At 70.2% G+C, this 8235-nt stretch carries 10 protein-coding genes and 1 tRNA gene; 8 read left to right on the top strand and 3 right to left on the bottom strand.

The features are described 5' to 3' along the window. The first annotated feature begins 26 nt into the window (after nt 1-26). From ABZS64_RS32520 to ABZS64_RS32530, 3 genes are read left to right on the top strand one after another with little or no spacing between them, the layout of a single operon-like run. A complete protein-coding gene (locus ABZS64_RS32520) occupies nt 27-737 on the top strand; it encodes a (Fe-S)-binding protein (protein WP_355837473.1) in 711 nt (236 codons plus the stop codon). After that, nucleotides 734-2152 carry a LutB/LldF family L-lactate oxidation iron-sulfur protein gene (locus ABZS64_RS32525; protein WP_355837475.1) on the top strand — a complete coding sequence of 473 codons (1419 nt, stop codon included), beginning with the start codon at nt 734-736 and terminating at the stop codon, nt 2150-2152. Before ABZS64_RS32520 ends, ABZS64_RS32525 begins: the two co-directional genes overlap by 4 nt. Beyond that, on the top strand, nt 2149-2781 hold the full coding sequence (locus ABZS64_RS32530) for an LUD domain-containing protein (RefSeq protein ID WP_355837477.1): 633 nt from the start codon (nt 2149-2151) through the stop codon (nt 2779-2781). The genes ABZS64_RS32525 and ABZS64_RS32530 overlap by 4 nt, the downstream gene beginning before the upstream one ends. On the opposite strand, the gene ABZS64_RS32535 is transcribed toward ABZS64_RS32530, so the two are convergent. Next, nucleotides 2770-3243: a DUF309 domain-containing protein gene (locus ABZS64_RS32535; RefSeq protein WP_355837479.1), complete on the bottom strand. Its 474-nt coding sequence runs from the start codon at nt 3241-3243 to the stop codon at nt 2770-2772. The genes ABZS64_RS32530 and ABZS64_RS32535 overlap by 12 nt on opposite strands. 62 nt (nt 3244-3305) lie before the next feature. Further along, nucleotides 3306-4694: a DHA2 family efflux MFS transporter permease subunit gene (locus ABZS64_RS32540; RefSeq protein WP_355837480.1), complete on the bottom strand. Its 1389-nt coding sequence runs from the start codon at nt 4692-4694 to the stop codon at nt 3306-3308. Nucleotides 4695-4818: 124 nt separating this feature from the next. Here ABZS64_RS32540 and ABZS64_RS32545 point away from each other — a divergent pair, with 124 nt between their 5' ends. Beyond that, complete coding sequence (locus ABZS64_RS32545; RefSeq protein WP_355837482.1) at nt 4819-5352, top strand: helix-turn-helix domain-containing protein; 534 nt, start codon at nt 4819-4821, stop codon at nt 5350-5352. Nucleotides 5353-5458: 106 nt separating this feature from the next. Continuing rightward, a tRNA-Pro gene (locus ABZS64_RS32550) sits at nt 5459-5532 on the top strand. An 83-nt stretch (nt 5533-5615) separates the two neighbouring features. Here ABZS64_RS32550 and ABZS64_RS32555 read toward each other — a convergent pair. Then, nucleotides 5616-6779 carry a hypothetical protein gene (locus ABZS64_RS32555; RefSeq protein ID WP_355837484.1) on the bottom strand — a complete coding sequence of 388 codons (1164 nt, stop codon included), beginning with the start codon at nt 6777-6779 and terminating at the stop codon, nt 5616-5618. Between the two features lie 234 nt (nt 6780-7013). On the opposite strand from ABZS64_RS32555, the gene ABZS64_RS32560 reads away from it, so the two are divergent. The 3 genes from ABZS64_RS32560 (at nt 7014) to ABZS64_RS32570 (ending at nt 8173) form a co-directional block, all read left to right on the top strand. Beyond that, nucleotides 7014-7202, top strand: coding sequence for a DUF6381 family protein (locus ABZS64_RS32560; RefSeq protein ID WP_355837485.1), 189 nt, complete (start codon nt 7014-7016; stop codon nt 7200-7202). 132 nt (nt 7203-7334) lie between these two features. After that, nucleotides 7335-7868, top strand: a complete 534-nt coding sequence (locus tag ABZS64_RS32565; RefSeq protein ID WP_355837494.1) for a type 1 glutamine amidotransferase domain-containing protein — start codon at nt 7335-7337, stop codon at nt 7866-7868. A 128-nt stretch (nt 7869-7996) separates the two neighbouring features. After that, entirely contained in the window at nt 7997-8173 is a 177-nt protein-coding gene (locus ABZS64_RS32570) for a CsbD family protein (RefSeq protein ID WP_355837487.1), read from the top strand. Nucleotides 8174-8235: the final 62 nt, after the last annotated feature.

The following is an 8235-nucleotide window of genomic DNA, read 5'->3' on the forward strand; positions in this document are numbered from 1 at the left end:
CGCCGGTCGCGGCATATCCTCCGACCATGCGTGTCGCACTCTTCGTCACCTGCGTCAACGACGCGGTGTATCCGGCCACGGGCATCGCGACCGTCAGACTCCTGGAGCGGCTCGGGGTGGAGGTGGACTTCCCGGCCGCGCAGACCTGTTGCGGACAGCCGCAGTTCAACACCGGCTACCGGCGGGAGACCGAACCCCTGGTGCGGCGGACCACACGGGCCTTCGAGGGCTGCGACTATGTCGTGACCCCGTCCGGGTCGTGTGCGGCGATGGTGCGGGAGCACTACCCGAAGTTCGGAGAGACGGCGCTGCCGTCCCGTATGTACGAGCTCACAGAGTTCCTGGTCGACGTCCTCGGTGTCACCGATGTCGGCGCCTACTTCCCGCACACCGTCACCTATCACCCCTCCTGCCACGGGCTGCGGGCGCTGGGCCTGGGGGAGCGGCCGCGCAGACTCCTCGAAGCGGTCAAGGGCCTGGAGCTGCGGGAGCTGCCCGGCGCCGAGGAGTGCTGCGGCTTCGGTGGCACCTTTGCCGTCAAGAACCCCGACGTGTCTGCCGCCATGGGCCAGGACAAGGTCCGCAACGCCCTGTCCACCGGCGCCGATGTGCTGTGCGGCGCCGACAACTCCTGTCTGATGCACATCGGCGGCATCCTGCGCCGCCAGGACGCCCCGCAGCGCGCCCTGCACATCGCCGACATCCTCGCCAGTACCGAAGAGGAGCCCCTTCTGTGAGCGGTACGTATCTCGGCATGCCGTCCTTCCCCAGGGCCGCCAGGGACGCCGTCCACGATGTGACGCTGCGCGCCAATCTGCGGCACGCCACCCACACCATCCGCGACAAGCGAGCCAAAGCGGTTGCGGAGCTGGCGGACTGGGCGCAGCTGCGCGAGGCGGGCAAGCAGATCAAGAACCACACGCTCCGCCATCTCGACCGCTATCTGGAGCAGTTGGAGTCGGCGGTCACCGAGGCCGGGGGCACCGTCCACTGGGCCGCCGACGCGGACGAGGCCAACCGCATCGTCGCCGATCTGGTCAAGGCCACGGGAGAGAGCGAGGTCGTCAAGGTCAAGTCCATGGCGACCCAGGAGATCGGCCTCAACGAAGCCCTGGAGGCCGAGGGCATCTCGGCGTACGAGACCGACCTCGCCGAACTCATCGTGCAGCTCGGCCGCGACCGGCCGTCGCACATCCTCGTCCCGGCCATCCACCGTAATCGCGGCGAGATCCGCGACATCTTCCGCAAGAAGATGGGCAGTTGGGGCAGAGCCGCGCCGGAGGGACTGACCGACACCCCCTCCGAACTCGCCGAGGCCGCACGTCTCCACCTCCGTGAGAAGTTCCTCCGCGCCAAGGTCGGCATCTCCGGTGCCAACTTCATGGTCGCCGAGACCGGTACTCTCGTCGTCTTCGAGTCCGAGGGCAACGGCCGGATGTGCCTGACGCTCCCCGAGACCCTGATCTCCGTCGTCGGCATCGAGAAAGTGGTGCCCACCTGGCGCGATCTGGAGGTCTTCCTGCAGACGCTGCCGCGCTCGTCGACCGCCGAGCGCATGAACCCGTACACCTCGATGTGGACCGGCACCGCCGACGCGGACGGACCGCGGACCTTCCATCTGGTCCTGCTCGACAACGGCAGGACCGAGACGCTCGCCGACGAGGTCGGCCGCCAGGCGCTGCGCTGCATCCGCTGCTCCGCCTGCCTGAACGTCTGCCCGGTGTACGAGCGGGCCGGCGGCCATGCGTACGGCTCCGTCTACCCCGGCCCGATCGGCGCCATCCTCAGCCCCCAACTGCGCGGAATCCAGAGCGAGATCGACGCCTCACTGCCCTACGCCTCGTCGCTGTGCGGCGCCTGCTACGAGGTGTGCCCGGTCGCCATCGACATCCCCGAAGTCCTCGTCCACCTCCGCGAGAAGGTCGCGGACCGGGGCGGCAAGGGGCACCGCCTCGAAAAGGCCGCGATCAAGGCGGCGGGGTGGGCCCTCGACCATCCGGCCGCGCTCGCCGCCGGGGAGCGCTTCGCGTCCAGGACCCGCAAGCTGCACCCCAAGAGGCCGCTGGGCGCCGGTGCCTGGACCGCCAACCGCGAACTGCCGGAGCTGCCGGCCCAATCCTTCCGTGCCTGGTGGAAGAAGAACCGCACATGAGCGCCTCACGCGAGCGCATCCTCGCGCGTGTCCGTGCGGCTGTGGCCGACGCCCCCGAGGCGCCCGAGCCAACCCGCGACTACCTGACCACCCACACCCGGGACGATCCGGCCGCGATCCTCGACCTGCTGCACGAAAACCTCGCCGACTACCGGGCGATCGTGCACCGCGCCACCGAGGCCGAGCTGCCCGCTCTCATCGCCGAGTTGCTCACCACGCACGGCGCGCGGTCGGTCGCTGTCCCCGACGGGCTGCCCGCGGCCTGGCTCGACGCCTCGGACGCCGAGCAGCACTCGGACGACGGCCCGCTCACCCCGTACGAACTCGACGCCGTCGACGCCGTGGTGACCGGCTGCGCCCTCGCGATCGCCGAGACCGGCACGATCGTCCTGGACGCGGGCCCAGGACAGGGGCGCCGGGCGCTCACCCTCGTTCCGGATCTGCACATCTGCGTCGTACGGGCCCCTGAGCAGGTCGTCGCATCCGTACCGCAGGCGATGCCGCGCATCGATCCGACCCGCCCGCTGACCTGGATCTCCGGTCCGTCGGCCACCAGCGACATCGAGCTCGACCGGGTCGAGGGCGTCCATGGCCCCCGCACCCTGGAGGTCGTACTGCTACGCGACTGAGGTCAGCCGGGGAGCCTCGGTGCCCGCGTCCACGGGTCCGTCGAGCCGGGCGGCGAGATCCTGTGCCCAGGCCGTCAGACCGGCCACATCGATGGCGTACGGATCGTCGTACGCCGCGATCCGGTCCGCACCCCGCAGGAGCAGGCGCGCGCCGCCCGCCGTGTTGCCGCGGGCGGCGTGCGTGAGCCCCACCGCCAGCTGTGCGAGTCCGCGCCACAGCTCGCGCTCCGCCTCGGGCCCGGTCTTCCAGGCGTCCTCGAAGACCTCATGGGCGTGGAAGGGTTTCCCCCCGTCGAGCAGCCGCTGCGCCTCCGCCAGCGTCTGGCCGGGGGAGCGCACCACGCCCTCGGGCTGCCGTTCCACACCCTGCGTCCCGTACGGGAGCGGGCGCCCCAGTCCGTCGCGCGGCCGTGCGTTGCGTGCGCGCCCCTCGGCGTCGCGGTCCCTGCGTGCCTTGTCCACGCACCGATTGTCCCCCGCCTGTCCCCCGTGCCGCGGTCCGGGCGTCTGGGCCGGGCCTTGGCTCAGGCGTCGGCCCGGGCTGCGGGCCTGGTGTGGGGCAGGAGCAGGCAGCACGCCACCGCGGCGGCCACCGTCGCCACCAGCGTGAAGATCCAGCCATGACGGAAGGCGTCGATCACGGCCGCGCCGTGGGGCCTGCCCAGGACGGCGACCAGGCCCGCCACACCCACCACGCTGCCGGTCTGCCGCGTCATGTTCACCACACCCGAGCCGGTCGAGAAGCTCGCCGGCGGAACTCTGGTGACTGCCGCGCCCACCAGCGTGGGCAGCGTGAGGCAGACCCCTATACCGGTCAGCACCATGCCGGGCAGCAGCCCCCGTACATAGTCGTGGTCATCGACGCTCAGGGCAGCGACCCACCAGCCAAGACCGGCCGCGAACAGCGCACAGCCGGTGGCGGCCACGAGAGCCGCACCGAAGCGCTGCACCAGGATGCCCGCGTACGGGGACAGCAGCGGCACCATGAGCGGCCCGGGGCTGATCGCCAGACCCGTCTGGAGTGCGGACCAGTGCCATACGTTCTGGCACCACAGTGCGGCCGAGAGCAGCATCGCGGCGAACGCCACCGCGAACAGTAGATTCGCCAGCATGGCGGGGCCCATGGCCGGGAGCCGCAGCAGATCCAGCGGGAGAACCGGTGAAGCATGCTTCGCCGAGCGCCGGACGAACAGACTCAGCACGATCACAGCGGTTGCCAGCGTGATCGCCACCGGGCCCGAAGTCCAGCCCCAGTCAGGGGCTTTGACCAGGCCGAGGGCGAGCGTGCCGATTCCGGCGGTGAGCAGCGCCGCGCCGATGAGATCGCCGCGGCCCGCATCCGTACGGCGGCTGGAGGGCGCGATCGCCCGGCGCCCGACGACGACGGTGGCGATGCCGACAGGCAGGTTGATCAGGAAGATCCAGCGCCAGTCCGCCTCGGCGAGCGCCCCGCCGATGACCGGGCCGAGCGCGGCGGCGAGCCCGCTGATCGCCGCCCAGTTGCGCACGGCCGAGACGCGCCGCTCGGGCGGGGCCGCGGCCAGCAGAATGCCGAGCGATGCCGGGATGAGCAGCGCCGCACCGGCCGACTGGGCGACCCGCGCCGCGACGAGGAACCAGACGCTCGGCGCGATGGCGCACAGCACCGAGGCCACGGTGAACACGCTGACGCCCAGCAGATAGGCGCGGCGCGGGCCGTTGCGGTCGGCGAAGCTGCCCGCGGGTACGAGCAGCGCGGCGAACACCACGGCGTACGCATTGAGCACCCAGGACAGCGAGGACAGCGATGCCTCGTCGAAGTGGCTGCTGATGTCCGGGATCGCCACGTTCACGACGAAGAGATCGAGGTTCGACATCGCCACGCCCGCGGCGACGACGGCGAAGATGAGGCGGAAGCGGGTGCGAGCCGTCATGTCATCGACGGTTGGGGCCTGTTGAACCATGGTCTGCACGTCCGATCCCGAGGCATGGTTTGGATGTCAAACTAACTAGACCGGGATGCTAGAGGGAGTGAGTTGGATGTGGCAACCTAGTGACATGAAGGCACGCACCACCGAGGACGGCACGCCCCCCGCACTGGCCCTGGACTCGCGCGGCAGGCCCTGCTCGATCGCCGCCTCACTCCAGGCCGTCGGCGAGAAGTGGTCGCTGCTTGCGGTCCGGGAGATCAGCTTCGGGAATCGCCGCTTCGCCGCGATCGCGCGCAACACCGGTGCTCCCCGCGATGTCCTCACCGCACGTCTGCGTCACCTGGAAGCCGTCGGCGTTCTGGCCCGGCAGCAGTACAGCGAGCACCCTCCCCGTTTCGAGTACCACCTCACCGAGGCGGGACGGGACCTGCTGGTCGTGCTGACCTCCCTGCGCGTGTGGGGGGACCGCTGGCTCGTCGACGAACCCCCCGCGGTCTTCGGCCACTCGTGCGGCGAGGAACTGGACATGGTCCACAGCTGCCGTCACTGCGGGCAGGAGGTCGTGCCGGAGGATCTGCGGCTCGACGTCCGTGCGCCCGGCTGGAATTCGTCCGGACCGGTCGAGTCCCCGGCGGCCCGCTCATCGTCCGAAAGCGCATGACCGCAGGCGGGAGCGCATGACCGCAGGCGGGGCGTCCGGCGGCCCTGCGGGGGTGAGGTAGTGTTCTCTTGCGCGCTCGGCCGGGAAACCGGGAGGAACCGCGCAACGGGACGTGGCGCAGCTTGGTAGCGCACTTGACTGGGGGTCAAGGGGTCGCAGGTTCAAATCCTGTCGTCCCGACTTTTCGAAGTCGCAGAAGAATTCGCAGTGCAAGAGGTCGTGCCGGAGGAATCCGGCACGACCTCTTGCGTTGGTTCAGTCGGTCAAGGCGTAGCCCAGCGCAGCACCGCCCCCAGTCCGCCCGCCGGGCCGTGCATGCCCTGAGGGACCAGCAGCACCTCGGCGTCGGAGGCCGCCGCGGACCGCAGCAGCGCGTCGTCCGCGCGTGCCTGCACCGGCTTGGCGACGCCCATCGCCTGCGCCTGGCCGCGCTGTACGGCAACCTCGTCCACGCCGGGGCCGATCCACACATCGCGACCTGCGTCCGAAGCGTCCTGCGCGAGCAGGAGCGTGGCCACCTGGTGGCTGCGGGCCGCGTCGACGACCGCGGGCACCCCTTCGGCGGCGTCCCCGAGGCCGGTGTCGATAGAGGCTTCTCGGTGCTCGCCTCCCCTGCCGCGTCCGATACGGAAGCGCTCCAGGGCACTCTCGAGCCGGTCGTGTGCGTACGCCTCGCAGGCCTGGGCGATCTGCCGGTCGAGCACGCTCTTGGAGGCGCCCGGTGACCTGCTGCCGTTCCCGGCCTCGACGGTGACGACCTTGATGCGCTCGGGCAGCCGGTTGTGCACGGCCCTGCGCTCGCGGGAGTCGCCGGTCAGCACCAGCAGCTGGGCGCCGCTCTCGGGCCACTGCCGCGCGATCTCGCCAGCGATGATGTCGGCGGTCTCGTTCCAGTTGTTCTCGACCTTGTTCCGGTAGTGCCATTCGTGACGGTCGGCCGGGGTGGTGCGATGCCCCCGGCCCTGCCACTCCTTGCCGGTCGCCTGGCCCAGGCTCTCGCGGTGGTGCGCGTCGCGCAGCTCCAGATCGGCGCCGGTGCGGTCGATGTACGCCACCAGGCAGGGCGGCTCGTCGCCGCGCAGTCCGGCCAGCGGGGCGACGTGGGGCAGGATCGACCAGGTCGCGTCGGTGCCGGCGGGGGAGAGGGCGAGCGGTACGTCGAGCTCGACCTCGGCGCCCGCGGCGAAGAGCGCCCGGCCGGGAGGTGCCCCGGAGACCGGCTCGTGGGTGAGCCTGTCCATCACGGCCCTGACGGTATACGGATCGGCACTCGCGTCGATGAGCTGCGCTGCGACAGAACGCTCACGGAGCCTTTGGATCTTCGCCCCGTCCTCGGTCGCGCGTGTGGTGTCGATGTAGACGGAGGCCCAGGGGCCTGGACGGTCGAAGAGCGGCTTGAGAAAAGCAAGTTCCATGATCTCCCCCATGCTTGGGAGGGTGATTGCTACCAGATTACGACGACGTGCCCAAAGTGCCCCATGGAACCGAGCAAGTTGAGACCGCAACCGATGAACGGCGTGGCCGCGCAGCCGTCCGTCGAACGGGACCACTCGTGGCGCGGAATCCGCTTTGGTTGCAGTGCGTGACGGTTCGGATTGCGAGCGTGTCGGCGCGCTGTTTCGCTGAGGGAGTCCGCTCTACCCGACGTCCAAGGAGTGACGATGAGCGTTGCAGGTGAATCCGGTGGCCGAGTCCGTCAAATGCGCGAGAAGGCCAAGCAGATGAACGAGGCCGCGGAGCGCATGACCGACCCGCAGGAGCGTCAGCGGCTCCAGGAGAAGGCCCGGAAGCTGCAGGAGCAGAGCGAGCAGGAAAGCGGCATGGACACCGGGGACAACTACCCCCAGTAGGTGCCCGCACCACGTGAGCGGCTGGCGGCCTGTCCTTCCGGAAGGTCGCCAGTCGCCGCTTTGTGTGGCGCGCTGCGGGTACCCGGCCACGGAGACCGCAGGGGAGAGGGCGTACGAAAGGACGTGAGCCAGATGAGAGTGGCGTTCCTCATGGCCCCCGAGGGGGTCGAGCAGATCGAGCTGACCGAGCCCTGGCAGGCCGTCGCCGACGCCGGCGGCGAGCCGGAGCTGCTGTCGACGAAGCCCGGCCGTGTGCAGGCCTTCCATCACCTCGACAAGGCCGACACCTTCGCCGTCGACCGGACGGTCGCCGAGAGCGACGCGGAGGACTACGTGGGTCTTGTGCTCCCCGGAGGCGTCGCCAATCCGGACGCGCTGCGCATGGACGAGGCGGCCGTCGCGCTCGTCAAGCGCTTCTTCGGTCTCGCCCTGCCGGTCGCGGCGATCTGCCACGCCCCCTGGACGCTGGTTGAGGCGGATGTGGTCCGCCACAGGACGCTGACCTCGTGGCCCAGTCTGCGGACCGATATCCGCAACGCGGGCGGGACTTGGGTCGACGAGGAGGTCGCGGTCTGCCGCGCCGCCCCCGCCACGCTGATCACGAGCCGTAAGCCGGCCGATCTGAAGGCCTTCTGCTCGACGTTGGTGGCGGAGTTCGGCGGCTGAGCCGAGCGGCCCTTCAGGCGCGAAAACAAGATCGTTAAATGTCACAGAAAGTACCCATTTGCGCACCTGGGGTGATGGGCGCAAGGTGGTTAACGCCGATCCACCCACCGAAGTCGGAAGGACACGTCATGGGTAAGGCAAAGGCCAAGGCCAAGCAGGCCAAGGGTCAGATGAAGGAAACCGCAGGCAAGGCCATGGGCGACCGGGACATGCAGGCGGAAGGCCGTGGCGAGCACATCGCCGGCCAGGCCCAGGAGGCCATGCACAGGACCGCCGACCGGATCAAGAAGCCGACCGGACGGTAGGCCCCTGCTGTGCGGACGGGGGGGGGCGGGGCCCGGCGCCCCCGGCCCCCCCGGAACCCCGC

It is taken from the genome of Streptomyces sp. NPDC005408 (assembly GCF_040606445.1).
Lineage (GTDB): Bacteria > Actinomycetota > Actinomycetes > Streptomycetales > Streptomycetaceae > Streptomyces.

What these genes read in the sequence shown, in the direction of transcription:
- ABZS64_RS32545 (WP_355837482.1), top strand. Translation starts at nt 4,819, where the DNA reads ATGAAGGCACGCACCACCGAGGACGGCACGCCCCCCGCACTGGCCCTG.
- ABZS64_RS32560 (WP_355837485.1), top strand. Translation starts at nt 7,014, where the DNA reads ATGAGCGTTGCAGGTGAATCCGGTGGCCGAGTCCGTCAAATGCGCGAG.
- ABZS64_RS32555 (WP_355837484.1), bottom strand. Translation starts at nt 6,779, where the DNA reads ATGGGGGAGATCATGGAACTTGCTTTTCTCAAGCCGCTCTTCGACCGT.
- ABZS64_RS32540 (WP_355837480.1), bottom strand. Translation starts at nt 4,694, where the DNA reads ATGACGGCTCGCACCCGCTTCCGCCTCATCTTCGCCGTCGTCGCCGCG.
- ABZS64_RS32570 (WP_355837487.1), top strand. Translation starts at nt 7,997, where the DNA reads ATGGGTAAGGCAAAGGCCAAGGCCAAGCAGGCCAAGGGTCAGATGAAG.
- ABZS64_RS32530 (WP_355837477.1), top strand. Translation starts at nt 2,149, where the DNA reads ATGAGCGCCTCACGCGAGCGCATCCTCGCGCGTGTCCGTGCGGCTGTG.
- ABZS64_RS32565 (WP_355837494.1), top strand. Translation starts at nt 7,335, where the DNA reads ATGAGAGTGGCGTTCCTCATGGCCCCCGAGGGGGTCGAGCAGATCGAG.
- ABZS64_RS32520 (WP_355837473.1), top strand. Translation starts at nt 27, where the DNA reads ATGCGTGTCGCACTCTTCGTCACCTGCGTCAACGACGCGGTGTATCCG.